This window comes from Enterobacter cloacae complex sp. 2024EL-00214 (assembly GCF_043945575.1).
Classification (GTDB): domain Bacteria; phylum Pseudomonadota; class Gammaproteobacteria; order Enterobacterales; family Enterobacteriaceae; genus Enterobacter; species Enterobacter cloacae_P.
The window spans coordinates 69883-95061 of sequence record NZ_JBIMRC010000005.1 but is presented as its reverse complement, the minus strand read 5'-3'; the positions used below and the strand labels follow the sequence as shown (position 1 = coordinate 95061).

Annotated in this window: 20 protein-coding genes; 15 read left to right on the top strand and 5 right to left on the bottom strand. The window is 54.2% G+C overall.

All coding sequences use genetic code 11. The features are described 5' to 3' along the window. Positions 1–92: 92 nt before the first annotated feature. The 6 genes from ACHHZ6_RS07550 (at position 93) to fdnI (ending at position 8888) form a co-directional block, all read left to right on the top strand. Positions 93–3167: an FAD-binding and (Fe-S)-binding domain-containing protein gene (locus ACHHZ6_RS07550; RefSeq protein WP_395122052.1), complete on the top strand. Its 3075-nt coding sequence runs from the start codon at positions 93–95 to the stop codon at positions 3165–3167. After that, positions 3146–3556: a 1,4-dihydroxy-2-naphthoyl-CoA hydrolase gene (gene menI / locus ACHHZ6_RS07545; RefSeq protein WP_395122051.1), complete on the top strand. Its 411-nt coding sequence runs from the start codon at positions 3146–3148 to the stop codon at positions 3554–3556. The genes ACHHZ6_RS07550 and menI overlap by 22 nt, the downstream gene beginning before the upstream one ends. 85 nt (positions 3557–3641) lie before the next feature. Beyond that, entirely contained in the window at positions 3642–3836 is a 195-nt protein-coding gene (locus ACHHZ6_RS07540) for a YdiH family protein (protein WP_131634415.1), read from the top strand. A 470-nt stretch (positions 3837–4306) separates the two neighbouring features. After that, positions 4307–7357, top strand: coding sequence for a formate dehydrogenase-N subunit alpha (gene fdnG / locus ACHHZ6_RS07535; protein WP_395122050.1), 3051 nt, complete (start codon positions 4307–4309; stop codon positions 7355–7357). 12 nt (positions 7358–7369) lie between these two features. Further along, positions 7370–8257: a formate dehydrogenase subunit beta gene (fdxH, locus tag ACHHZ6_RS07530; RefSeq protein ID WP_182271173.1), complete on the top strand. Its 888-nt coding sequence runs from the start codon at positions 7370–7372 to the stop codon at positions 8255–8257. Next, positions 8250–8888, top strand: a complete 639-nt coding sequence (fdnI, locus tag ACHHZ6_RS07525) for a formate dehydrogenase-N subunit gamma (protein ID WP_182918559.1) — start codon at positions 8250–8252, stop codon at positions 8886–8888. The genes fdxH and fdnI overlap by 8 nt, the downstream gene beginning before the upstream one ends. 44 nt (positions 8889–8932) lie before the next feature. On the opposite strand, the gene fdhF is transcribed toward fdnI, so the two are convergent. Continuing rightward, positions 8933–11083 (bottom strand): formate dehydrogenase subunit alpha, encoded by a 2151-nt coding sequence (fdhF, locus tag ACHHZ6_RS07520; protein WP_182271175.1) that lies wholly within the window; start codon positions 11081–11083, stop codon positions 8933–8935. A 447-nt stretch (positions 11084–11530) separates the two neighbouring features. On the opposite strand from fdhF, the gene sufA reads away from it, so the two are divergent. The 7 genes from sufA to ACHHZ6_RS07485 all read left to right on the top strand — a co-directional run bounded on the left by sufA (position 11531) and on the right by ACHHZ6_RS07485 (position 18159). Next, positions 11531–11899 (top strand): Fe-S cluster assembly scaffold SufA, encoded by a 369-nt coding sequence (gene sufA / locus ACHHZ6_RS07515; protein WP_182271176.1) that lies wholly within the window; start codon positions 11531–11533, stop codon positions 11897–11899. An 8-nt stretch (positions 11900–11907) separates the two neighbouring features. Beyond that, positions 11908–13398 carry a Fe-S cluster assembly protein SufB gene (sufB, locus tag ACHHZ6_RS07510; RefSeq protein ID WP_395122049.1) on the top strand — a complete coding sequence of 497 codons (1491 nt, stop codon included), beginning with the start codon at positions 11908–11910 and terminating at the stop codon, positions 13396–13398. A gap of 9 nt (positions 13399–13407) precedes the next feature. After that, the gene (gene sufC, locus ACHHZ6_RS07505) at positions 13408–14154 is read left to right on the top strand and encodes a Fe-S cluster assembly ATPase SufC (protein WP_395122048.1); all 747 of its coding nucleotides are present in this window, start codon (positions 13408–13410) and stop codon (positions 14152–14154) included. Next, the gene (gene sufD, locus ACHHZ6_RS07500; protein ID WP_182918556.1) at positions 14129–15400 is read left to right on the top strand and encodes a Fe-S cluster assembly protein SufD; all 1272 of its coding nucleotides are present in this window, start codon (positions 14129–14131) and stop codon (positions 15398–15400) included. The genes sufC and sufD overlap by 26 nt, the downstream gene beginning before the upstream one ends. After that, complete coding sequence (sufS, locus tag ACHHZ6_RS07495) at positions 15397–16617, top strand: cysteine desulfurase SufS (protein ID WP_182271180.1); 1221 nt, start codon at positions 15397–15399, stop codon at positions 16615–16617. The genes sufD and sufS overlap by 4 nt, the downstream gene beginning before the upstream one ends. A gap of 14 nt (positions 16618–16631) precedes the next feature. Next, entirely contained in the window at positions 16632–17048 is a 417-nt protein-coding gene (sufE, locus tag ACHHZ6_RS07490) for a cysteine desulfuration protein SufE (protein ID WP_182271181.1), read from the top strand. 97 nt (positions 17049–17145) lie between these two features. Next, positions 17146–18159 carry a L,D-transpeptidase family protein gene (locus ACHHZ6_RS07485; protein ID WP_182271182.1) on the top strand — a complete coding sequence of 338 codons (1014 nt, stop codon included), beginning with the start codon at positions 17146–17148 and terminating at the stop codon, positions 18157–18159. A 60-nt stretch (positions 18160–18219) separates the two neighbouring features. Here the strand turns inward: ACHHZ6_RS07485 and lpp are convergent, their stop codons facing one another. From lpp to ACHHZ6_RS07465, 4 genes are all read right to left on the bottom strand, one after another. Then, a complete protein-coding gene (lpp, locus tag ACHHZ6_RS07480; RefSeq protein WP_001082307.1) occupies positions 18220–18456 on the bottom strand; it encodes a murein lipoprotein Lpp in 237 nt (78 codons plus the stop codon). Positions 18457–18767: 311 nt separating this feature from the next. Further along, positions 18768–20189, bottom strand: a complete 1422-nt coding sequence (pykF, locus tag ACHHZ6_RS07475; protein WP_182271183.1) for a pyruvate kinase PykF — start codon at positions 20187–20189, stop codon at positions 18768–18770. 377 nt (positions 20190–20566) lie between these two features. Then, positions 20567–21712: a trans-sulfuration enzyme family protein gene (locus tag ACHHZ6_RS07470; RefSeq protein ID WP_395122047.1), complete on the bottom strand. Its 1146-nt coding sequence runs from the start codon at positions 21710–21712 to the stop codon at positions 20567–20569. 11 nt (positions 21713–21723) lie between these two features. After that, entirely contained in the window at positions 21724–23094 is a 1371-nt protein-coding gene (locus tag ACHHZ6_RS07465; protein WP_395122046.1) for a pyridoxal-phosphate dependent enzyme, read from the bottom strand. Between the two features lie 400 nt (positions 23095–23494). Here ACHHZ6_RS07465 and ACHHZ6_RS07460 point away from each other — a divergent pair, with 400 nt between their 5' ends. Then, positions 23495–24517, top strand: a complete 1023-nt coding sequence (locus ACHHZ6_RS07460; protein WP_395122045.1) for a methionine ABC transporter ATP-binding protein — start codon at positions 23495–23497, stop codon at positions 24515–24517. Then, positions 24510–25178 carry a methionine ABC transporter permease gene (locus ACHHZ6_RS07455; protein WP_182271187.1) on the top strand — a complete coding sequence of 223 codons (669 nt, stop codon included), beginning with the start codon at positions 24510–24512 and terminating at the stop codon, positions 25176–25178. Before ACHHZ6_RS07460 ends, ACHHZ6_RS07455 begins: the two co-directional genes overlap by 8 nt. Position 25179 lies beyond the last annotated feature (1 nt).

Genomic DNA, 25179 nt, shown 5'->3' with positions numbered 1-25179 from the left:
ATAACTATGTGGCCAGGGTGAGTAGACGCAGCCAACGCATCTGCTGCTTGAAGTATGAAGGGGATCCACAACTCTAATTAGGGTCGACAGTAATGATCCCACAGATTTCCCAGGCACCCGGCGTCGTTCAGCTGGTGCTTAATTTTTTGCAGGCACTGGAGCAACAGGGTTTTACAGGTGATACCGCCACCAATTATGCCGACAGGCTGACGATGGCGACCGATAACAGTATCTACCAGCTACTTCCCGATGCCGTCGTTTTCCCACGCTCAACGGCTGATGTCGCGCTGGTAGCCCGTCTGGCGGCGCAAGAACGATTTACGTCTCTGATATTTACCCCACGCGGCGGCGGTACTGGCACCAATGGCCAGGCACTGAACCAGGGCATCATCATCGATATGTCCCGCTATATGAACCGCATCATTGAGATCAACCCTGAAGAGGGGTGGGTGCGCGTTGAAGCGGGGGTCATTAAAGATCAGCTCAACCAATACCTGAAACCCTACGGCTACTTTTTCGCCCCGGAGCTGTCCACAAGCAACCGCGCCACAATTGGCGGGATGATCAACACCGATGCTTCCGGTCAGGGTTCCCTGGTCTACGGTAAAACCTCCGATCACGTCATGGGCGTTCGCGCGGTACTGATGGGGGGCGATATCCTTGATACCCAGCCGATGCCGGTTGAGCTGGCGGAAACGTTGGGCAAAGAGAACACCACGAGCGGGCGAATTTATCGCACCGTACTGGAACGCTGTCGCGATAACCGCCAGCTGATCCTCGATAAATTCCCAAAACTGAACCGCTTCTTAACAGGTTACGACCTGCGTCATGTTTTTAATGATGATTTGAGCCAGTTTGATTTGACCCGCGTGCTGACCGGCTCCGAAGGGACACTGGCGTTTATCACCGAGGCGCGTCTGGATATCACCCGCTTGCCGAAGGTGCGCCGCCTGGTGAACGTCAAATACAACTCTTTCGACTCCGCACTGCGCAATGCGCCGTTTATGGTGGAGGCGCGGGCGTTGTCGGTGGAAACCGTCGACTCCAAAGTGCTGAATCTGGCCCGGGAAGATATCGTCTGGCACTCCGTGAGCGAGCTGATCACCGATGTGCCGGATAAAGAGATGCTCGGCCTGAATATTGTTGAATTTGCGGGTGATGATGCCGAACTGATCGAAAGTCAGGTGACGATGCTTTGTCAGAGGCTGGACGAGCTCATCGCCCGGGGCGAGGGCGGGGTGATTGGCTGGCAGCTCTGTAACGATCTCTCCGGCATTGAACGTATCTACGCGATGCGTAAAAAAGCGGTGGGGCTGCTTGGCAACGCCAAAGGTGCCGCCAAACCCATTCCCTTTGCCGAAGACACCTGCGTACCACCGGAGCATCTGGCGGATTATATCGTTGAGTTTCGCGCACTGCTGGACAGCCACGGCCTGAGCTATGGCATGTTCGGACACGTCGACGCCGGGGTACTGCATGTGCGTCCGGCACTGGACATGTGTGACCCCCAGCAGGAGATGCTGATGAAAGCAATCTCCGACGATGTCGTGGCCCTGACCGCCAAATATGGCGGTCTGCTGTGGGGTGAACACGGTAAGGGGTTCCGTGCGGAGTACAGCCCGGCTTTCTTCGGTGAACAACTCTACGGTGAGCTGCGCAAGGTCAAAGCGGTATTCGACCCTGATAACCGCCTCAACCCGGGAAAAATTTGCCCGCCAGAGGGGGTTGACGCGCCGATGTTACGGGTGGATTCCGTCAAACGCGGCACCTGGGACAGACAAATTCCGGTTGCGGTACGCACCTCCTGGCGCGGTGCAATGGAGTGTAATGGCAACGGCCTGTGCTTTAACTTTGACGTGAAAAGCCCGATGTGCCCGTCGATGAAAATGACCAGCAACCGCATTCACTCCCCAAAGGGGCGAGCAACGCTGGTGCGCGAATGGCTGCGTTTGTTGGCCGATCGTGGGGTGGATCCACTGAAACTGGAGCAGGAACTGCCGGAGAAAGGTGCCAGCCTGCGTTCGCTTATCGAACGTACCCGCAACAGCTGGCATGCAAGCAAGGGCGAGTATGACTTCTCGCATGAAGTGAAAGAGGCAATGTCCGGCTGCCTGGCCTGTAAGGCGTGTTCGACCCAGTGCCCAATTAAAATCGACGTGCCGGAGTTCCGTTCCCGCTTCCTGCAGCTTTACCACACGCGCTATCTGCGCCCGATGCGTGACCACCTGGTGGCAACAGTGGAAAGCTACGCGCCGCTGATGGCGAGAGCGCCGAAGACCTTTAACTTCTTTATCAATCAGCCGCTGGTGCGCAAGCTCTCCGAAAAACATATCGGGATGGTGGATCTGCCGCTGTTGTCGACGCCATCCTTGCAACGCCAGCTGGTTGGACACCGCTCGGCGAACATGACGCTGGAGCAACTTGAAGCGTTAAGCCCGGAGCAGAAAGCCCGCGTGGTGCTGGTGGTGCAGGATCCGTTTACCAGTTACTACGATGCTCAGGTGGTGGCTGACTTTGTACGCCTGGCTGAAAAGCTGGATTATCAGCCAGTGGTGCTGCCGTTCTCGCCAAACGGCAAGGCGCAGCACATTAAAGGTTTCCTGACCCGCTTTGCCAAAACGGCCCGGAAAACCGCAGATTTCTTAAATCGTGTTGCGCAACTGGGCATGCCAATGGTCGGTGTCGATCCGGCGCTGGTGCTGTGCTACCGGGATGAGTACAAACAGACGCTGGGCGAAAAACGCGGCGATTTCCACGTCATGCTGGTGCACGAATGGCTACCAGCCGCACTACAGGGGATGACCACGGCAGATGTGCGCGGTGAGTCATGGTATCTTTTTGGCCACTGTACCGAAGTGACCGCTTTGCCAGGGGCTCCTGCCCAGTGGGCCTCTATTTTCGCCCGTTTTGGCGCGAAACTGGAGAACGTCAGCGCCGGCTGCTGCGGTATGGCCGGTACTTACGGGCATGAAGTGAAAAACCATGCAACGTCGTTGGGGATCTACGAGTTGTCGTGGCATCAGGCGATGCAGCGCTTACCGCGAAATCGTTGTCTGGCGACGGGCTACTCGTGCCGCAGCCAGGTAAAACGTGTCGAAGGTAACGGCGTGCGCCATCCATTACAGGCTTTACTGGAGATTATCGGATGGTCTGGAAACGAGCAGTGACGCTACAGGCACTGAATGCCATGAGCGAAGGTAATATGGTGGGTTTGCTGGATATCCAGTTTACCCGCATTGGTGAGAATGAGCTGGAAGCCACCATGCCGGTCGATAGCCGTACCCATCAACCGTTTGGCTTACTGCACGGTGGCGCGTCCGTCGTGCTGGCCGAAACGCTGGGGTCGGTGGCAGGGTATCTCTGCACCGAAGGCGAGCAAAACGTTGTCGGACTGGAAGTTAATGCTAACCATATTCGTTCCGTGCGCAGTGGGCGAGTGCGGGGGATCTGCCGCGCCCTCCACGCCGGGAGACGTCATCAGGTGTGGCAGATAGACATTCTCGATGAGCAGGAACGTCTGTGCTGTTCGTCGCGCCTGACGACGGCGGTTGTGTAAAGTTGCCCGATGTTTTGCATTTGGTCAAAAACCAGGCGGTTGACTGTGATATACTGGTCAGGTTTTGTACATAAGCGAGGACATCATGGATACTGAAATAACCCCAACACAACTGGCAATTGAATATATACGTCGCGATAAAAGCAACCTGTCTCCGGCGCAGTACCTGAAAAAGCTGAAGCAGCTTGAGCTGGAGTTTGCTGATTTGCTGGCGCTCTCTTCAAATGAACTCAAAGAAGAGATCTACTTTGCCTGGCGGTTGGGCGTTCACGTCCATTAATACCTGAAGAAAAGGCCGCGCTTGCGGCCTTTTTTGTACACTATCACTGGGATTGCAATCAATTCACCACGTATTCTCTAAATAGTTGTTGGTTATAAATTTTATTATGATATTCATCATAATGACTGTCCGTATATTTTATTCTTAGTAACTTCAACAGAAACCAGTAAAAAAATAATACCAGGTATCCTGTTAAGAAAAATATCTCTTTAAGCATTTACGATTTAAGTACTGGTATAAGTCGTAAATGGCTTTATCGATGCTGTCTAAGCAGACAATTTAATTTTTCGTGAAAATGAGAGACAGAGCAGCATGCATCAACATGCATCCTTAGAATGTCCCGAATTTGACAGGAATGCGCCCTCTCATTTATCAGGGTCTTATAACCACAAATGGATAATGGTTTATCAGACACAATACCCCTATAATCTCTGTCCCTTTTCATGTCTTAAGTTTAAGCTGGAGGAAAAATGGAGCTTAGCCGGAGGCAGTTCTTCAAGATCTGCGCGGGGGGTATGGCAGGAACAACTGTCGCATCACTCGGATTTTTATCATCGTTTTCTGCACAGGCAGAAACACGTCAATACAAACTTTTAAAAGCAAAAGAGACGCGTAATAACTGTACCTATTGTTCAGTAGGTTGCGGCATGATCATGTACAGCCTCGGCGATACCGCCAAAAACGTCAGGGAAAGTATTTATCACGTTGAAGGGGATCCTGATCATCCGGTGAGCCGCGGTTCGTTGTGTCCAAAAGGGGCCGGGGTACTGGACTATATTCATAGCGATAACCGTCTGCTTTACCCTGAATACCGTGCGCCGGGTTCGGATAAATGGCAGCGTATTTCCTGGGATGATGCAATCGAGCGCATCGCCCGGCTGATGAAGACGGATCGCGATGCGAATTTTATTGAGAAAAATGCCCAGGGGCTGACGGTCAACCGCTGGAGCACCACCGGGATGCTTTGCTCATCGGCAGCGAGTAACGAAACTGGGATCCTCGACGGTAAGTTCACCCGCGCACTGGGGATGGTCGCCATCGACTGTCAGGCGCGTTTGTGTCATGGGCCAACCGTGGCGGCACTGGCACCAACCTTTGGTCGCGGTGCGATGACCAACAACTGGGTGGATATCAAAAACGCCAATGTGGTGTTGGTGATGGGCGGAAACGCCGCTGAAGCGCACCCGGTAGGTTTTAAGTGGGTCGTTGAAGCACAAACAAAAAACGATGCCACGGTGGTGGTGGTCGATCCGCGCTTCAACCGCAGTGCTGCTGTCGCCGACCTTTACGCCCCAATCCGTGCAGGTTCAGACACCGCCTTTCTGCTGGGGGTTATCCGCTATCTGATTGCGCACGATACCGTTCAGCACGACTATGTCCGCGCTTATACGAATGCCAGCCTGCTGATCCGCGAGGATTATACTTTTCACGACGGGTTGTTCAGTGGATATGACGCGAGCAAGCGCCAGTATGATAAATCGAGCTGGTTCTATCAGCTGGACGCGCAGGGGAATGCCCGGCGTGATGAAACGCTCAGCGATCCCCGTTGCGTCTGGAACTTGCTGAAAACACACGTTGACCGCTACACGCCGGAAATGGTCAACCGTCTGTGCGGCACTTCTGTTGCTGACTTCACCCGCATCTGTGAGATCCTCGCCAGTACCAGCGTACCGGATCGCACTGCAACCATCCTCTATGCACTGGGCTGGACGCACCACTCTGCCGGGGCGCAGATTATTCGTGCGGCGGGCATGTTACAGCTGTTGCTCGGCAATATTGGTATGGCGGGTGGTGGCGTGAATGCCCTGCGCGGACACTCCAATATTCAGGGCTATACCGATCTCGGTTTGCTCTCAACTAACCTTCCGGGATACATGCCGCTGCCGTCGGAAAAACAGCCGGACTATCAGACCTATATTTCCCAGATTACGCCCCCATCGTTAGGCCTTAACGAAGTGAACTACTGGCAAAACACGCCGAAGTTCTTCGTCAGCATGATGAAAAGCTTCTGGGGCGATCGCGCAACGGCTGAAAATAACTGGGGCTATGACTGGCTGCCGAAGTGGGATCGTCTCTACGACGTGATGACCCAGGCAGAGCTGATGCTGGAAGGCAAAATCAACGGTTATATCGTACAGGGCTTTAACCCGCTGGCGGCATTCCCGGATAAGAACAAATCTTCCCGCGCGCTGGCAAAGCTGAAATACATGGTGATTATTGATCCGCTGGTCACCGAGTCATCAACCTTCTGGCAGCATCACGGGGAGATGAACGACGTCAACCCCGCGGATATCCAGACCGAAGTTTTCCGTCTGCCGTCGTCGTGCTTCGCGGAGGAAGATGGCTCAATCGCCAACTCAGGCCGTTGGCTACAGTGGCACTGGGCTGCAGCTGAGCCACCAGGCGAAGCGATGCATGATGGCAAAATTCTGGGCCGCCTGTTTACGCGTCTGCGTGAACTGTACCAGCAGGAAGGCGGGGCGAACCCGGAACCGGTGCTGAGTATGTCCTGGGCGTATAAGAATCCGCGCGATCCGCATCCTGAAGAGATTGCCCGTGAGGCCAACGGTGTCGCGCTGGTGGATCTGTTTGATGATGAAGGTCAGCCAATCGCGAAGAAGGGTCAGCAGCTCAGCAGCTTTGCCCAGCTGCGTGATGATGGTTCAACCAGCAGCTTCTGCTGGGTTTACTGCGGTAGTTGGACGGAGCTGGGTAACCAGATGGCGAATCGTGATAACAGCGATCCGTACGGGCTGGGCTGCACACCGGGATGGGCATGGTCGTGGCCAGCTAACCGTCGCATTCTCTATAACCGCGCGTCGGCCGACCCTCAGGGAAAACCGTGGGATGCAGAGCGTGCCTTATTGCACTGGGACGGCAAAAAGTGGTCCGGAATGGATGTGGCGGATTACAACGCCTCTGCACCGGGTAGCAATGTCGGGCCATTTATCATGAACCCGGAGGGCGTAGCGCGGCTCTTCTCCATCGACAAAATGAACGATGGACCGTTCCCGGAACACTACGAACCGATTGAATCACCGATTGGAACAAACCCGTTGCACCCGGATGTTATCTCCAGCCCGGTAGCCCGCGTGTTTAAAGACGATATTGCCAATATGGGCAAAGCAGATGCGTTTCCCTATGTTGCGACAACCTACTCGATTACCGAGCTGTTTCGCCACTGGACCAAGCATGCACGACTTAACGCCATCGCCCAGCCGGATCAGTTTATCGAGATCGGGGAGAGTCTGGCACATGAGAAAGGCATTACGGCAGGAGATACGGTGAAGGTGACCTCGAAACGTGGTTTTATCAAAGCCAAAGCGGTGGTGACCAAACGCCTGCAAACCTTGACCATTGATGGCCGCAAGGTCAACACCATTGGTATTCCGTGTCACTGGGGCTTTGAAGGTGCAACCCGCAAAGGCTTCCTTGCCAATACGCTGACGCCATCGGTGGGTGACGCTAACTCACAAACGCCAGAGTACAAGGCGTTCTTAGTCAACATTGAGAAGGCGTAAGGGAACCTGCGTATGTCCATGCAATCACAAGATATTATCAAACGCTCGGCAACCAACGGTCTGACGCCTCCGCCGCGGGCTCGCGATTTCAAAGCGGAAGTGGCAAAGCTCATCGATGTGTCCATCTGCATTGGTTGTAAGGGGTGTCAGGTGGCCTGTTCGGAATGGAACGATATCCGCGATGAGGTGGGTTACTGCGAGGGGGTCTATGATAACCCGATGGATTTGAGCGCCAAATCCTGGACGGTAATGCGCTTTAGCGAAACCACGCAAAACGACAAACTGGAGTGGTTGATCCGCAAGGACGGCTGTATGCACTGTGCCGAACCGGGTTGTCTGAAAGCCTGTCCGTCTGCGGGGGCAATTATTCAGTATGCCAACGGGATTGTCGATTTCCAGTCGGAACACTGTATTGGCTGCGGCTACTGCATCGCGGGCTGTCCATTCAATATTCCGCGTCTTAATCCGGATGATAACCGCGTCTACAAATGCACCCTTTGTGTCGACCGGGTCAGCGTCGGGCAGGAGCCTGCCTGCGTTAAAACTTGTCCGACGGGGGCTATTCATTTCGGTACCAAAAAAGAGATGCTGGAGCTGGGCGAATCCCGCGTGGTGCAGTTGAAAAAACGCGGTTATGGTCAGGCGGGGGTCTATAACCCGCAGGGTGTGGGCGGGACTCACGTGATGTATGTGCTGCACCACGCCGACCAGCCTGAGCTGTATCACAACCTGCCAGCTGAACCGAAAATTGATGTGCCGGTTAATCTGTGGAAAGGAGTACTCAAACCGCTTTCTGCCGCTGGTTTTATCGCTACTTTTGCCGGGCTGGTTTATCACTACATCGGTGTGGGGCCAAACAAGGAGACGGATGACGACGAAGAGGAGAACGACCATGAGTAAACGTATCATGATCCAGCGCACGACGTTTATCGACCGTGCCTGCCACTGGACGGTGGTGATCTGCTTCTTTCTGGTTGCCCTCTCCGGTATTGCGCTCTTTTTCCCGACGCTGCAATGGCTAACCGAAACCTTCGGCACGCCGCAGATGGGGCGTATTCTGCATCCTTTTTTTGGCGTGCTGATCTTCTTTGCGCTGATGTTTATGTTTGTGCGTTTCGTACATCACAACATCCCGGATAAACAGGATATTCCCTGGGTGAAGGGGATTGTTGAGGTGCTGAAAGGCAATGAGCATAAGGTGGCGGATGTTGGTAAGTACAATGCCGGGCAGAAAATGATGTTCTGGAGCATCATGAGTATGATCTTCGTGTTGCTGGCGACCGGGGTGATTATCTGGCGGCCTTATTTTGCCCACCATTTCCCAGTGAAGATGGTGCGCTGGAGCTTACTGATCCACGCAACCGCCGCCATCATTCTGATCCACGCCATCCTTATTCATGTGTATATGGCGTTTTGGGTAAAAGGATCGATCAAGGGAATGATTGAAGGTAAGGTCAGCCGTCGCTGGGCGAAGAAACACCATCCGCGCTGGTATCGCGAGGTGGAAGCAAAAGAGAAGGGGCTGGAGTAGAGCAGTGTTGCCGGGTAAGCGTTATACCTTACCCGGCAGTGCCATCAGATATTCACCGCACTGATCAACCGCGTCTTCATGGTTTGATACGCTGAGGCCGCAAAGTCCTCCGCCCAGCGCTGGTCTTCGATCGCCTCCAGTTGAACCGCACAGTATTTTGTTTCCGGCGTTTTGGAGATTGGGTCGAGATTATCCTGTGTCAGTTCGTTACAGGCACCAATCCACCATTGATAAGTCATATAGACCGCACCGACGTTGATGCGTTCACTGATGCTGGCACGCGTGATGACTTTGCCACGACGTGAGCGCACCCACACCAGCTGACCGTCAGCAATGCCCAGTTTGTTCGCATCGGCTGGGTTCATCTGTACCCGGCCCGGTTCGTCGGCCAGGCTTTGTAGCGCGGCACAGTTTCCGGTCATTGACCGGCAGGAGTAGTGTCCAACTTCGCGCACCGTGCAGAGCACCAGCGGATAGTCTTCATCCGGCGTCTCAGCCGGAGCGCGCCAGGTGGCGGCAAAGAGCTGGCCTTTGCCGGAAGGCGTGTCGAACTGATTGTCTTTGTATAAATACGGGGTACCTGGATGGTCGAGCGTTGGACACGGCCACTGAACATGGCCCATCTCACCCATTTTTTCATACGTCACGCCGTAGAACAGCGGGCACAGCTCGCGCATTTCATCCCAGATCTGCTGGTTAGATTCGTAATGCATCGGGTAGCCCATCTCCGTTGCCAACAGGCTGATGATTTCCCAGTCGCGCTTCACGTTACCGCTGGCCTCAATCGCTTTCCCGAAACGCTGGAAGCCGCGATCGGCACAGGTAAAGACACCGCCATGTTCGCCCCAGGAGGTCGCCGGGAGCAGTACGTCCGCCACTTCAGCGGTCTTGGTCATGAAGATATCCTGTACGACCACAAAATCGAGCGCCCCGAAACCGCTGCGTACCAGGCCCAGATCGGCTTCGGTCTGAAGCGGATCTTCCCCCATGATGTAATAGGCTTTGACCTTACCTTCCAGCGCAAGGTGCGGGACTTCGGTGATGCGTGTTCCGATGCGATCGTCCATCTTGTTCACGTCTATTCCCCAGGCATCGGCAAATTTCTGCCTGACCGCCGGGTCGGTCACGTCCTGATAGCCGGGGAACATGTTGGGCAAAACGCCCATGTCACACGCTCCCTGTACATTATTCTGCCCGCGCACAGGCCCGACGCCTACCGCTGGACGTCCCAGGTTACCGGTCAGCAGCGCCAGGCTGGAGAGGCCTTTTACCACATCCACGGCCTGGCCAAACTGCGTAACGCCCATGCCCCACATAACGGTGGCGGAAGGTGCCGCCGCGAACGTACGCATCGCCTGGCGAATGTCGCGGGCCGGAATACCGGTCAGGTGTTCGACGTTCTCGGGAGCATAATCTTTAATTGTCTGCCGGTAGGCCTCAAGCCCCTCAGTGAAACGTGCGACGTAGTTTTTGTCGTACAACTCTTCTTCCAGCAGCACGTAGCCAAAGGCATTGACCAGCGCCATATTGCTGCCGTTTTTCAGCTGCAGATGCTGATCGGCAATGCGGGCGGTTTCAATACGTCGCGGATCGCAAACTATGATTTTTGCGCCATTCTCACGGGCTTTCAGCACGCGCCGGGCGACGATGGGGTGAGAATCTGCGCAGTTGTAGCCAAATACCAGCAGGCATTTTGAGTTTTCAATATCGTTTATTGAATTACTCATCGCGCCATTACCAAGTGTTTCCTGCAGACCCGCAACGGAAGGGCCGTGGCAGACGCGGGCGCAGCAATCCACGTTATTGGTGTTAAGCACCGCGCGGGCAAATTTTTGCATCACATAGTTTGTTTCATTACCTGTCCCTCTGGAGGAGCCGGTGGTCATAATTGAGCGTGGGCCAAACTCTGTTTTGATGGCGTTGAGCCTGTGGGCGGTATAGCGGATAGCCTCTTCCCAGGTGACGGGTGTGAATGCTTCGCCTTTGTGGTAGCGGATCATCGGTTGCGTCAGGCGGGGGGTGAGCAGGCGGGTATCGTTGAGAAAATCCCAGCCGTAAAAGCCTTTCAGACACAGGGTTCCCTGGTTTGTCACGCCCTCTGCTGCTTCGGCACGGAGAATACGGTTATTTTCAACGACAAGATTTAATTTGCAGCCCGCACCACAATAGGGGCAGACGCTTGCGATTTTTTTCATCAATAACAGACCTGTTAAGAAATGAAGCGATAGTTAACTGGGTAACCCAGTCCCGTAAACGCAAGTAAGCAGGATACGTGCCAAATTTTCTTTTCTTGTTTTATAAGGGGTTATCTGTGGCGGGAGGGTGTCGTCGTCAGACTGCTCGTCAGAATTGACGATGACACGTTCGCAGGTGTCTCAAAATCTATCTTAAAAATAGGCATTTCCGATGCATATTTTAATTTGCATCTGACCTCGGCGATCTCTGTTGATAAATGCATTATTTATCAATGCATTGAACAATTAAATCCATCCCGTCAGCTTCGCCTGACAGGGTCTATGCTTAATAAAAGCAGCCAGAAAGGGCGATTTAGCCGAAAGCCCCTGCTCGCAAGGGGTTGAAGTGATAATCGTTATCACTAACATGATGTTATGCCCTGGTGGCTCAACAGATGAGGTGGAACTATGGAACTGCATTCAGAAACCTTCAATCCTGCCGACTTTGCCTGGCGCGGCTTAACGCTAACGCCAGCGGCTGCGGCGCATATCCACGAGCTGGTGGCGAAAAATCCAGACATTCTGGGATTGCGTTTAGGTGTTAAGCAAACCGGCTGCGCGGGCTTTGGGTATGTGCTGGATACCGTCACTCAGGCGGAGAAAGACGATCTGGTCTTTGAAACCGAAGGAGCCAGATTGTACGTCGCACTCCAGGCGATGCCATTTATTGATGGCACCGAAGTGGATTACGTACGCGAAGGCTTAAACCAGTTATTCAAATTTCATAACCCGAAAGCCCAGAATGAATGCGGCTGCGGCGAAAGCTTTGGGGTATAGGCGGTGCTATGTCTCGTAATACTGAAGCAACTGATGATGTGAACACCTGGAGCGGCGGACACCTTAACTACAAAGAGGGGTTCTTCACGCAGCTGCAGACCGATGAACTGGCGAAAGGCATTAACGAAGATGTCGTGCGGGCGATTTCCGCCAAGCGCCACGAGCCGGAGTGGATGCTTGAATTCCGCCTGAATGCCTTCCGTGCCTGGCTGGAGATGGAAGAGCCGCACTGGCTGAAAGCGCACTATGACAAGCTGAATTACCAGGACTATAGCTACTACTCCGCGCCATCCTGCGGCAGTTGTGATGATACCTGCGCCTCACAGCCCGGTGTGGTACAGCAAACCGGGGCGGAAAACAGCTTCCTGAGCAAAGAGGTGGAAGAGGCGTTTAATCAGCTCGGCGTACCGGTTCGTGAAGGTAAAGAGGTGGCGGTGGATGCCATTTTTGACTCCGTGTCGGTGGCGACCACGTATCGCGAGAAGCTGGCAGAACAGGGCATCATTTTCTGTTCCTTCGGTGAAGCTATCCACGATCACCCTGATCTGGTGAAAAAGTACCTCGGGACCGTCGTGCCGGGTAACGATAATTTCTTTGCCGCACTCAACGCGGCGGTGGCCTCTGATGGCACCTTCATCTATGTGCCAAAAGGCGTGCGCTGCCCGATGGAGCTGTCGACCTATTTCCGCATTAATGCTGAAAAAACCGGTCAGTTCGAACGCACCATCCTGGTGGCGGACGAAGGCAGCTACGTCAGCTACATCGAAGGGTGTTCTGCCCCGGTTCGTGACAGCTACCAGCTTCACGCGGCGGTGGTCGAAGTCATCATTCATAAAGATGCCGAGGTGAAATATTCCACGGTGCAAAACTGGTTCCCTGGTGATGGCAACACGGGCGGCATTTTGAACTTCGTCACCAAGCGAGCGTTGTGTGAAGGTGAAAACAGCAAAATGTCCTGGACCCAGTCGGAAACCGGCTCTGCCATCACCTGGAAATACCCGAGCTGCATTCTGCGCGGGGATAACTCCATCGGTGAATTTTACTCGGTGGCGCTGACCAGCGGCTATCAACAGGCGGATACCGGCACCAAGATGATCCACATCGGTAAAAACACCCGGTCGACCATCATCTCAAAAGGCATTTCCGCAGGACATAGCCAGAACAGCTATCGCGGGCTGGTCAAAATCATGCCGACGGCGACCAATGCCCGTAACTTTACCCAGTGTGACTCCATGCTGATTGGCGCAGACTGCGGCGCACATACCTTCCCGTATGTGGAGTGCCGTAACAACAGTGCCCAGCTTGAACACGAAGCGACGACGTCGCGTATTGGAGAAGACCAGCTCTTCTACTGCCTGCAGCGCGGGATCAGCGAAGAAGATGCCATCTCTATGATTGTGAACGGCTTCTGTAAGGATGTGTTCTCTGAACTGCCGCTGGAATTTGCCGTTGAAGCTCAGAAACTCCTCGCCATTAGTCTTGAACACAGCGTCGGTTAAGGAAAGCACATGTTAAGTATTAAAGAGTTACAGGTCAGTGTGGAAGATAAAGAGATCCTGCGTGGCCTCAATTTTGACGTCAAGCCGGGTGAAGTTCACGCCATTATGGGGCCAAATGGGTCCGGGAAAAGTACGCTTTCGGCGACGCTGGCAGGACGTGAAGATTACGAAGTGACAAACGGGTCAGTCGAGTTTAACGGTAAAGATCTGCTGGATATGTCCCCGGAAGACCGGGCGGGAGAGGGCATTTTTATGGCCTTCCAGTATCCGGTAGAAATTCCAGGCGTCAGTAACCAGTTCTTTCTGCAAACGGCGCTGAATGCGGTGCGCAAATATCGCGGTCTGGAAGCGCTGGATCGCTTTGACTTCCAGGATTTGATGGAAGAGAAGATCAAGCTGCTGAAAATGCCGGAAGATCTGCTGACCCGCTCGGTCAACGTCGGTTTCTCCGGCGGTGAGAAAAAGCGCAACGATATTCTGCAAATGGCGGTGCTGGAGCCGGAACTGTGCATTCTTGATGAGACTGACTCTGGTCTGGATATCGACGCCCTGAAAATAGTTGCGGATGGTGTTAACTCCCTGCGCGACGGCAAACGGTCGTTCATTATCGTCACCCACTACCAGCGTATTCTTGACTACATCAAACCAGACTACGTTCATGTGCTTTACCAGGGGCGTATTGTGAAATCCGGCGATTTCACGCTGGTTAAACAACTGGAGGAGCAGGGCTATGGCTGGCTTACCGAACAGCAGTAATGCACTCCAGCAATGGCACCGCTTGTTTGAAGCGCAGGGTGAAACGCGATCCGAACAGGCGCAACAGCATCTGCAGCAGATGCTGCGTCTGGGCCTGCCCACGCGTAAGCATGAAGACTGGAAATACACGCCGCTTGAAGGCCTGCTGAACGCTCAGTTTGTGACGCGTCTGGCGGATGTCAGTGCCTCCGTGCGTGATGCGCTGGCGCTGAGCGTGGATGCGGTACGTCTGGTCTTTGTCGACGGTGTGTTCCGCCCGGAACTGAGCGACGAGACACAACACAGCGGTTTTGACGTCGTCGTGAATGACGAACGCCAGCACCTGTCTGCACCGGTGCAGCCGGAGGTCTTCCTGCACCTTACCGAAAGCCTGGCGCAGTCTGTGACGCATATCCGCGTGAGGCGTAACCAGCGCCCGGAAAAACCGCTGTTGCTGATGCATATCACTCAGGGGCTGGACGGCGAGGAGATCAACACCGCGCACTATCGCCACCATCTTGAGCTGGCGGAGGGAGCCGAGGCGACGGTGATTGAGCATTACGCCAGCCTCAATGCTATTCGTCATTTTACCGGTACAAGGCTGACGATGGACGTGGCCGCCAGTGCGCATCTTCACCACATCAAGCTGGCGTTTGAAAACCCGGCAAGCCACCACTTTGCCCATAACGATCTGTTGCTGGGGCCAGATGCCACCGCATACAGCCACAGTTTCCTGCTGGGTGGGGGCGTGCTGCGCCACAACACCAGCACGCAGCTCAACGGTGAAAATACGACGCTGCGTATCAACAGCCTGGCAATGCCGGTCAAATCGGAAGTGTGTGACACGCGTACCTGGCTTGAGCACAACAAAGGCTACTGCAACAGCCGTCAGCTGCATAAAACCATCGTCAGCGATAAAGGGCGCGCGGTGTTTAATGGCCTGATTAACGTGGCGCAGCACGCCATCAAAACTGACGGGCAGATGACCAACAACAATCTTCTGTTGGGGCGTCTGGCAGAAGTGGATACCAAACCGCAGCTGGAGATCTATGCCGACGACGTGAAGTGTAGCCACGGCGCAACGGTTGGGCGGATTGACGACGAACAGATGTTCTATCTGCGTTCCCGGGGTATCGACAAGCAGGCGGCGCAGAAGATGATCATCTATGCGTTTGCCGCAGAACTGACGGAAGCGCTCTCCGATGGCGCACTTAAACAGCAGGTGCTGACGCGTATTGGCCAGCGTCTGCCTGGAGGCGAAGTATGAGTTTCCCCGTAGAGAAAGTACGGGCAGATTTTCCGGTGCTGACCCGTGAAGTGAACGGTTTGCCGCTGGCCTATCTCGACAGTGCGGCCAGCGCGCAGAAACCGAATCAGGTGGTGGATGCGGAGGCCGAGTTCTACCGCCACGGCTACGCCGCCGTGCATCGCGGTATTCATACGCTGAGCGCAGAGGCGACCCAGCGTATGGAGAACGTGCGTACCCAAATTGCCGCCTTCCTTAACGCCCGCTCGCCGGAAGAGCTGGTGTTTGTGCGGGGTACAACCGAAGGGATCAACCTGGTCGCCAACAGCTGGGGCAACGCACAGGTTCACGCGGGCGATAACATCATCATCACCCAGATGGAGCACCATGCCAATATCGTTCCCTGGCAGATGCTGTGTGAGCGTGTTGGCGCACAGCTGCGGGTGATCCCACTGAACGAAGACGGAACGTTAAAGCTGGAACAGCTGGATGTGTTGCTCGACGTGCGTACCCGGCTGGTGGCCGTTACCCAGGTTTCAAACGTGCTGGGGACTGAAAACCCGGTGGCAGAGATTATCGAAAAAGCCCACCAGGCCGGTGCGAAAGTGCTGATTGATGGCGCACAGGCAGTGATGCACCACGCGGTGGACGTGCAAGCGCTGGATTGCGATTTCTACGTCTTCTCCGGCCATAAGCTTTATGGGCCGACGGGGATCGGCGTGCTGTATGTTAAGGACGCTATCCTGCAGGCTATGCCGCCGTGGGAAGGAGGCGGTTCAATGATTGCCACCGTCAGCCTGTCGGAGGGGACGACTTACGCACGTGCGCCGTGGCGTTTTGAGGCGGGTACGCCGAACACGGGCGGTATTATCGGGCTGGGGGCGGCCATTGCTTATATCTCGTCTGTTGGCCTTGACGCCATTCAGGAGTATGAACAGCTGCTGATGCACTACGCGCTGCAGGAGCTTGCCAGCGTGCCAGATTTGACCCTGTATGGCCCAGCCACCCGACAGGGCGTAATCGCGTTTAATCTCGGGAAACACCATGCCTTTGATGTGGGCAGCTTCCTCGATAACTACGGCGTTGCGGTACGTACCGGACATCACTGCGCCATGCCGCTGATGGCGTTTTACCAGGTTCCGGCGATGTGCCGTGCATCGTTGGTGATGTATAACACAATGGAAGAGGTCGACAGGCTGGTGGCGGGGCTAAAACGCATTCACCAGTTGCTGGGCTAACGGAGAGGCACAAGATGGCAGCGTTGCCGGATAAAGATAAATTGCTGCGTAACTTCAGTCGTTGCGCAAACTGGGAAGAAAAGTATCTCTATATTATTGAGCTGGGGCAGCGTTTGCCGACGCTCAGCGAAGAGGCACATAACCCGGAGAATATGATCCAGGGCTGCCAGAGCCAGGTGTGGATCATAATGCAGACGAATAACGATGGCGTCATTGAGCTACAGGGCGACAGCGACGCGGCGATTGTGAAAGGGCTTATCGCCATCGTGTTCATTCTGTATCACCAGATGTCGGCACAGGACATTGTCGCGTTTGATGTCCGCCCCTGGTTTGAAAAAATGGCGCTGACGCAACACCTTACCCCATCCCGTTCCCAGGGGCTGGAAGCGATGATTCGCGCAATTCGCTCCAAAGCTGCAATCATTAGCTAGACTTACAGGACAGCATTCATTCTGTTTCGCGAGGTGGCTCCCGCCTCGCTGGTTTTTCAGCTTTCTGGCATTCTGCCAGTGAATAAGGAATCTCAGCATGAAGCGCGCGTCTCTAATAACTCTATTACTCCTCAGTTCTCTCGGTGCTCTTAATTCAGCCTGGGCGGTGGACTATCCATTGCCGCCAGCGGGCAGCCGCCTGATTGGGCAAAACCAAACCTACACGATTCAGGAAGGAGACAATAAACTGCAGACTATTGCCCGTCGGTTTAATACTGCAGCACAACTTATCCTGGAAACAAATAATACCATTGCGCCGGTGGATCCTGCCCCGGGCACCACTATCATCATTCCATCCCAGATGCTGCTGCCGGACACGCCGCGTGAGGGTATTGTCGTGAACCTGGCTGAGCTCCGGCTCTATTACTTCCCGCCGGGGGAAAAGATTGTTCAGGTCTTTCCGCTCGGTATAGGGAAGCAGGGGCTGGAAACCCCGGTGACGATCACCCACGTAAGCCAGAAAATCCCGAATCCAACCTGGACACCAACACCAGGCATCAGAGCGCGCTCTCTGGAGCAGGGAATTAAATTGCCGCCAGTTGTACCGGCAGGGCCAAATAACCCGCTAGGACGTTTTGCGCTGCGTTTAGGTGTGGGGCATGGTGAATATCTTATCCACGGTACCAGTGCGCCGGACAGCGTGGGTTTACGGGTCAGTTCGGGTTGCATGCGCATGAACGCACCGGATATCAAAGCATTGTTCGGGCAGGCGCGCGTCGGCACCCGGGTACAGATTATCAATGAGCCGGTGAAGTTCTCCGTCGAGCCGGATGGTAAGCGCTATATTGAAGTTCACCGTCCGCTGGCGCAGATTGAGGGGGAAAACCCACAGATCACACCAATCACCCATTCCGCCGATTTCGCGTCGTTTGTTTCTCAGTCGGGTAGTGATAAAGCGCTTATTGATAAAGCCTTGTCACGTCGGGCGGGGATCCCGGTCGCCGTGTCGGCAGGGACTGACACATCGGCCAGCAATAATGTGTTGTCGGTACAGAACAGCCGGGTGTCCGCTGCGGTTGCCGAAGGCGGGGGAGAGAAGGTCACGCAGTAGCGGTTTGACGCAGACAAAAAAAATGGCGCACAATGTGCGCCATTTTATTAACAGGTACTATTACTTACGGTATTTAGTAGCCTGGTTGTCCAGACGCTGGTTAGCGCGAGCTGCGTCGTCTTTAGCAGCCTGAACGTCGGAACGCATTGCGTTCACGTCGTTGCTCAGCTGGTCAACTTTAGCGTTCAGAGTCTGAACGTCAGAAGACAGCTGATCGATTTTAGCGTTGCTGGAGCAACCTGCCAGCAGAGTAGAACCCAGGATTACCGCGCCCAGTACCAGTTTAGTACGATTCATTATTAATACCCTCTAGATTGAGTTAATCTCCATGTAGCGTTACAAGTATTACACAAAGTTTTTTATGTTGAGAATATTTTTTTGATGGGAATACGCCTATTTTTGATCGTTCGCTCAAAGAAGCATCGAATCAGACCATTTTGCGTAAAAAGCTATGTTAAAAAAGGCATTTTTCATCGGATTCATCTTAGATAATTCGCAATTAAATAGAGAAACCCGATTTGCTTTTTGAATAGATTTGGCTAATGACAGGAATAAAAAAAGCGTCCCGAAGGACGCTTCTTATCAAAAAATAATTCGTTCGGGAATTATTACAGTACGTGAACAGATGCTGTATTGGTCGTACCTGATGGAACCAGGGCACCCGAAACCATCACAACAACGTCGCCTTTCTGTGCCAGGCCGCGTTCAACGAGCTGCAGAGCCACTTCTTTACCCAGACGGTAGAAATCATCAGTAGAAGCGATCTCTTTCACCAGGTGTGGAACCACGCCTTTGCTCAGTACCAGCTGACGAGCAGTGGTTTCGTTGGTGGTCAGCGCCAGGATGGTCGCGTCAGGGAAGTATTTACGTACTGCGCGGGCAGATTTACCACCCTGGGTTGCAACCACGATCAGTGGCGCTTCCAGCTTCTCAGCGGTTTCTACTGCACCACGGCACACAGCTTCAGTGATGCGCAGTTTGCGGCTGTCGTTGTTATAGTCCAGACGGCTTTTCATCACGCGATCGGTACGTTCGCAGATGGTCGCCATGATGGTCACCGCTTCCAGTGGGTATTTACCCTTCGCGGATTCGCCGGACAGCATAACGGCATCAGTACCGTCGAGGATGGCGTTAGCCACGTCGCCTGCTTCTGCGCGGGTTGGACGTGGGTTTTTGATCATCGAGTCCAGCATCTGCGTTGCAGTGATAACCACTTTACGTGCGCGAACACATTTCTCGATCATCATCTTCTGCGCGAAGATCACTTCTTCAACCGGGATCTCAACACCCAGGTCACCACGTGCAACCATGATGCCGTCAGACGCTTCGAGGATTTCGTCGAAGTTGTTCAGGCCTTCCTGGTTTTCGATTTTGGAGATGATCTGGATCTTCTCGCCGCCGTGGGCTTTCAGATGCTCACGGATTTCAACCACGTCGGAACGTTTACGGATGAAGGATGCTGCAACGAAGTCAACGCCTTGTTCGCAACCGAAAATCAGATCTTGTTTGTCTTTTTCAGCCAGTGCTGGCAGCGCGATGGAAACGCCTGGCAGGTTAACGCCTTTGTTTTCGCCCAGGTCGCCGTTGTTCAGTACTTTACAAACAACGTTTTTACCTTCGATAGCGGTCACTTCCATGCCGATCAGACCATCGTCCACCAGAACGGTGTTACCGACGGACAGATCGCTGGTGAAGCCTTCATAGGTCACAGCAACGATTTCGCTGTTGCCGATAACAGACTTGTCAGTGGTGAAGGTGAAGGTCTGGCCTGCTTTCAGAGAAACGTCGTTACCGCCTTCCAGTTTAATGGTGCGGATTTCCGGGCCTTTGGTGTCCAGCAGGATCGCGGCTTTTTTACCGGTCTTGCTCATCACGTTGCGCAAGTTCTGGATGCGCTGACCGTGTTCTGCGTAATCGCCGTGGGAGAAGTTCAGACGCATAACGTTCATGCCGGCGTCCAGCATTTTGCTCAGCATCTCTTCAGATTCGGTTTTTGGGCCGATGGTGCAAACAATTTTCGTCTTTTTCATGACAGTCTTAGTCTTTAAGTTGGGAAGGATATGGGAATCTCGCTCCGGGGGCGCACCGCCGCGGAGTCAAACCTGTGTTGCGAAATTGGCTATGGCACGCACTAAGGATAGGTGACATCAAATGAGCGTGCAGAAGAAAGTGTGCCTGAGTTTCAGCCCAACGAGAGAGAGGAGAAGTTGTACGTTGTTTTTTGTATTCCAAGCGCTGAAACCATTCACCAGGGATTAGGCGCGCATTATACGCTGGTTTTCAGACAAAAGGAAAATGAAAACAGCGTTTCAAAAACATTCTGTGAAGATCCACACAAGATTGTTATCAAGGCGTTAAGGTATCATGACATCTTATAGCGGCAGACCGATTGCCTGCCGCATTTTGTTTAATTTTTCAGTGCCTGGTTGAGGTCGGCAATCAGATCTTTTGCATCTTCAATCCCGACTGACAGGCGGATCAACTGCGGCACAATACCGTTGGCCAGACGTTGTTCCAGCGGAATTGAAGCATGGGTCATGCTGTAAGGCTGGCTCACCAGACTTTCCACACCCCCCAGGCTTTCGGCGAGGGTAAACAGTTTCAGTTTGCGGATAACCTCTGCTGCGCGTTGCGCATCACCTTTCACCACCACCGAGATCATCCCGCCCGGCAATGCCATCTGCGTGCGGGCGAGGGAATACTGCGGGTGCGATTCCAGTCCCGGATAGAATACTTTTGCGACCTGAGGGTGCTGTTCCAGCCATTGCGCAACGGCCAGAGCGTTGGTGCTGTGCTTTTCCACTCGCAGCGCGAGGGTACGGATGCCGCGAAGCGTCAGGAAACTGCTGAACGGATCCAGTACACCGCCGACCGCGTTTTGCAGGTAGCCCAGTTTGTCTGCCAGCACTTTGTTATCACCCACCACCGCCAGCCCGGCCACCACGTCTGAATGGCCGTTAAGATATTTGGTGGCAGAGTGCACCACAATATCAAAGCCGAACTCCAGCGGTCGGTGAATGACCGGTGAGGCAAAGGTGTTATCCGCCACGCTGATAATATTATGGCGACGGGCGATTTCTGCGATGGCAGCAAGATCCGCCAGCTTAAGCAGCGGGTTGGTTGGTGTTTCTACCCAGACCATTCGCGTATCCGGGCGAATGGCAGCCTCGAGTCCCGCGACATCGTCCGGTTTAACCCAACTGACCCGCAGGCCAGTGCTGTGCTTGCGCACGTTTTCAATCAACCGATAGGTTCCGCCATAGACATCATCAATTGCGACGATATGACTGTCTTTATCCAGCAGCTCCAGCACAGTAGAAATGGCTGCGAGACCAGAAGCAAAGGCATAGCCGCGCGTGCCACCTTCCAGCGTGGCTATCGCGGTTTCCAGCGCATGGCGGGTTGGGTTGCCGCTGCGGGAATATTCGTAGCCGGTATGTTCTCCCGGTGACGGTTGCGCAAACGTCGAGGTGGCGTAAATTGGTGGCATAACTGCGCCGTGACGATCGTTAAATTCACCGCTGTGTACACTCAGGGTTGCCAGGTTTTTCATCGTTTATTCCTTTATTGTGGTAGACGGTTGCGCCAGGCGGTAAGGACATCGCTGCGCGTAATCAGACCCAGAAAACGGTCACGGTCGGTGATCACTGCCACCAGACCCCGGTCGAAAAGGGTCGTCAGGGCGCTTTCCGGCGCATGTTTATCGAGAAACTCCACCTGGCGCGTCATTGCTGCTGTCACGGGAAGGGTGAAACGATCGCCGTCGCCGCCGATGTGCCGCAGCAGATCCCATTCATCGATAATGCCCACGACCTTGCCGTTATCCAGCACCGGTAACTGAGAGATGTCGTACAGACGCATCCGTGCCAGCACGGTGGAAAGCGTGTCATCCGGGGCGGCGGCGACGGTCGCGCCTTCATCGTGGCGCAGGGCAATGTAGTCAGAGAGATCGCCTGCCTGCGGGCGAGAAATCAGCCCCTGCTGGCGCATCCAGTCATCGTTGAACATTTTCGACAGATACTTGTTCCCGCTGTCGCAGGCGAAGGTGACGACACGTTTTGGCGTGGTCTGGGCCTGACAATATTTCAGCGCTGCTGCCAGCAACGTGCCGCTGGAGGAGCCTGCCAGAATACCTTCCGTTTTCAGCAGTTCGCGTGCGGTGGTGAACGCTTCGCGATCGGTGATGCGCCAGGCGCGGTTCACCCCTTCGATATGCGCCAGCGGCGGAATAAAGTCTTCGCCGATCCCTTCAACCAGCCAGGAGCCAGCATCGTGGTAGCGCCCGGTTTCCACCTGGTCGGCGAGAACGGACCCTGCAGGGTCGGCCAGCACGAATTCCGTGTGCGGGGAGTGTTCGGCAAACCATGCCTGCAGACCGCCCAGCGTTCCGCCGGAACCCACGCCGACCACAATGGCGTCAATGTTGCCGCCAAGTTGTTCATACAGTTCCGGTGCCGTGGTGGTGCGGTGCGCCAGCGGATTGGCTTCGTTATTGAACTGGTCAATGTAAAACGCGCCGGGCAGCTCGTCCGCCAGGCGCTGGGCGTAATCCTGATAATAGGCCGGATGCCCCTTGTTGACGTCGGAACGTGTCAGCACCACCTGAGCACCCAGCGCCCGCAGGTGGAAAATCTTCTCGCGGCTCATTTTGTCCGGCACCACCAGGATCAGCGAATATCCTTTCTGGGCGGCAATCAGGGCCAGACCGAGGCCGGTATTTCCCGCCGTGGCCTCAATAATGGTACCGCCCGGCAGCAGCAAACCGTTGCGCTCCGCTTCATTAATCATCGACAGCGCAACGCGATCTTTAATCGAGCCGCCGGGGTTTTGGTTTTCCAGCTTCAAAAATAGCGAGCACGGGCCGGTATCGAGTTTATGCAACTGGATAAGCGGCGTCTGGCCAATCAGCTCGGTGACGGAATGGTAAATCGTCATGGTGTTTTCCTTTCAGGAGGTCATGACGGGATGATAGGGCGATGAAAAATTCCCGATAAAGAACGATTCACTGTCATTTAGAACAGAAAAGCATATTCATGCTGATTTCGGATGTCAGGATGGTGAGACGTAAAGTGCTCTGGATGTGAGGATGGCTATATCGGCATGAAATGCGGAAAAAATAACCATTTTCACCGGAGATGCCCCGTGAGATATGCAATCCGCAGATAATCATTGCTGAAATTGGTCTATTGGCTTTCAACCCGGTGATGCCGCTTCTTATTTCCTGAGGTTATAACAAATTCCTTTTTGGTCATTTAAAACCTGATATCGCCTGTTTACACTCATTTGGACATCCATACTGCTAAACCGCTATATGCGGAACGGATTGCGAATAAGAATGATCGTACTCAGGAATATTTCGAAGGTTTTTGATAACGGAAAGGTGGCACTCACTGCCGTTGATAACGTCAATCTGACGGTAGAACAGGGACAAATTTACGGCATTATTGGTTACAGCGGCGCAGGGAAAAGTACCCTGATCCGTCTGCTGAATGGTCTGGAAAAACCCAGCACTGGCAGCGTCACCATCAATGGACAAGACATCTCTGCCGCAAAGGGTGAAGCGCTGCGCCAGGCGCGGCTGAAAATCAGTATGGTGTTCCAGCACTTCAACCTGCTGTGGTCGCGTACGGTAAACGAGAACATCGCTTTTTCGATGCAAATTGCCGGGGTGCCTAAAGCCAACATCAAGGCTCGCGTGGCCGAGCTGGTGGCGCTGGTCGGCCTGAAAGGTCGCGAGAATGCGTATCCGTCCCAGCTGAGCGGCGGGCAAAAGCAGCGCGTCGGTATTGCCCGCGCGCTGGCGAATAACCCGGACGTGTTGCTTTGTGACGAGGCAACATCCGCCCTTGACCCACAAACCACCGATCAGATCCTCGATCTGCTGCTGGACATTAACCGTCGTTTCAAACTGACCATTGTGCTGATCACCCACGAGATGCACGTGGTGCGCAAAATCTGTGACCGCGTGGCGGTGATGGAAAACGGCAAAGTTGTGGAAGAGGGGGATGTGCTGAACGTCTTTACCCATCCGCAACAGCCAATTACCCGGCAGTTCGTGCGTCAGGTCAGCCAGTACGCTGAGGAAGAGACATTTAATTCGGCGCTGGCGAATGAGCTGGAAGGCACGGTCATCCGGCTGACCTTCACCGGACACAGCACGCATAAGCCGATCGTGGGTGAGTTAACGCTGCGCTACGGCCTGCCGTTTAACATCCTGCACGGGAAAATGACGCAAACAGCCCACGGTGTTTTTGGGCAACTCTGGGTGCACGTGGTGGCATCTGATGAGCAACTGAACAATATCCTCGCCGATCTGCAGCACAGTGATATTGAAGGCGAGGTAATTAAGCATGGCTGAGGATCTTTTTCCGCATCTGAAGTGGGATCAACTGTGGGCAGCCACGCAGGAGACGCTGTACATGACCGCACTCTCCGGCGTGGCAACCTTTGTACTGGGGATTGTGCTTGGCCTGGCGCTGTTTTTGACTGCGCGCGGTGGTTTGTTCCACAACCGTGCGGTGTATAGCGTGATGTCGATTGTGGTGAACGTGTTCCGCTCGGTCCCGTTCATCATTCTGATCGTCCTGCTGATCCCGTTCACCAAGACCGTCGTCGGTACCATCCTCGGGGCAAACGCCGCACTGCCTGCCCTGATTGTGGGGGCTGCGCCGTTCTACGCGCGTCTGGTCGAGATTGCTCTGCGTGAGGTGGACAAAGGGGTAATAGAAGCAACGCGCTCGATGGGCGCACGACTGAGCACCTTAGTGTTTCGGGTTTTACTGCCGGAGTCATCACCTGCATTGGTTTCAGGTATTACGGTGACGCTGATTGCGCTGGTGAGCTACAGCGCAATGGCGGGGGTGATTGGCGCTGGCGGCTTGGGAAATCTGGCTTATCTGGAAGGATTCCAGCGCAACCACGGTGACGTCACGCTGGTGGCAACGGTGACTATTTTGATCATCGTTTTCATTATCCAGTTCTGCGGCGATGTCATTACTTCACTGTTAGACAAAAGATAAT

Excerpts from the sequence above, each read along its gene's own strand:
- sufE (WP_182271181.1), top strand. The coding sequence starts at position 16,632 with ATGGCAGCGTTGCCGGATAAAGATAAATTGCTGCGTAACTTCAGTCGT.
- sufA (WP_182271176.1), top strand. The coding sequence starts at position 11,531 with ATGGAACTGCATTCAGAAACCTTCAATCCTGCCGACTTTGCCTGGCGC.
- ACHHZ6_RS07455 (WP_182271187.1), top strand. The coding sequence starts at position 24,510 with ATGGCTGAGGATCTTTTTCCGCATCTGAAGTGGGATCAACTGTGGGCA.
- fdhF (WP_182271175.1), bottom strand. The coding sequence starts at position 11,083 with ATGAAAAAAATCGCAAGCGTCTGCCCCTATTGTGGTGCGGGCTGCAAA.
- lpp (WP_001082307.1), bottom strand. The coding sequence starts at position 18,456 with ATGAATCGTACTAAACTGGTACTGGGCGCGGTAATCCTGGGTTCTACT.
- fdnG (WP_395122050.1), top strand. The coding sequence starts at position 4,307 with ATGGAGCTTAGCCGGAGGCAGTTCTTCAAGATCTGCGCGGGGGGTATG.
- ACHHZ6_RS07470 (WP_395122047.1), bottom strand. The coding sequence starts at position 21,712 with ATGAAAAACCTGGCAACCCTGAGTGTACACAGCGGTGAATTTAACGAT.
- ACHHZ6_RS07460 (WP_395122045.1), top strand. The coding sequence starts at position 23,495 with ATGATCGTACTCAGGAATATTTCGAAGGTTTTTGATAACGGAAAGGTG.
- sufD (WP_182918556.1), top strand. The coding sequence starts at position 14,129 with ATGGCTGGCTTACCGAACAGCAGTAATGCACTCCAGCAATGGCACCGC.
- sufS (WP_182271180.1), top strand. The coding sequence starts at position 15,397 with ATGAGTTTCCCCGTAGAGAAAGTACGGGCAGATTTTCCGGTGCTGACC.
- pykF (WP_182271183.1), bottom strand. The coding sequence starts at position 20,189 with ATGAAAAAGACGAAAATTGTTTGCACCATCGGCCCAAAAACCGAATCT.
- sufC (WP_395122048.1), top strand. The coding sequence starts at position 13,408 with ATGTTAAGTATTAAAGAGTTACAGGTCAGTGTGGAAGATAAAGAGATC.
- ACHHZ6_RS07540 (WP_131634415.1), top strand. The coding sequence starts at position 3,642 with ATGGATACTGAAATAACCCCAACACAACTGGCAATTGAATATATACGT.
- ACHHZ6_RS07550 (WP_395122052.1), top strand. The coding sequence starts at position 93 with ATGATCCCACAGATTTCCCAGGCACCCGGCGTCGTTCAGCTGGTGCTT.
- ACHHZ6_RS07465 (WP_395122046.1), bottom strand. The coding sequence starts at position 23,094 with ATGACGATTTACCATTCCGTCACCGAGCTGATTGGCCAGACGCCGCTT.
- fdnI (WP_182918559.1), top strand. The coding sequence starts at position 8,250 with ATGAGTAAACGTATCATGATCCAGCGCACGACGTTTATCGACCGTGCC.
- fdxH (WP_182271173.1), top strand. The coding sequence starts at position 7,370 with ATGTCCATGCAATCACAAGATATTATCAAACGCTCGGCAACCAACGGT.
- sufB (WP_395122049.1), top strand. The coding sequence starts at position 11,908 with ATGTCTCGTAATACTGAAGCAACTGATGATGTGAACACCTGGAGCGGC.
- ACHHZ6_RS07485 (WP_182271182.1), top strand. The coding sequence starts at position 17,146 with ATGAAGCGCGCGTCTCTAATAACTCTATTACTCCTCAGTTCTCTCGGT.
- menI (WP_395122051.1), top strand. The coding sequence starts at position 3,146 with ATGGTCTGGAAACGAGCAGTGACGCTACAGGCACTGAATGCCATGAGC.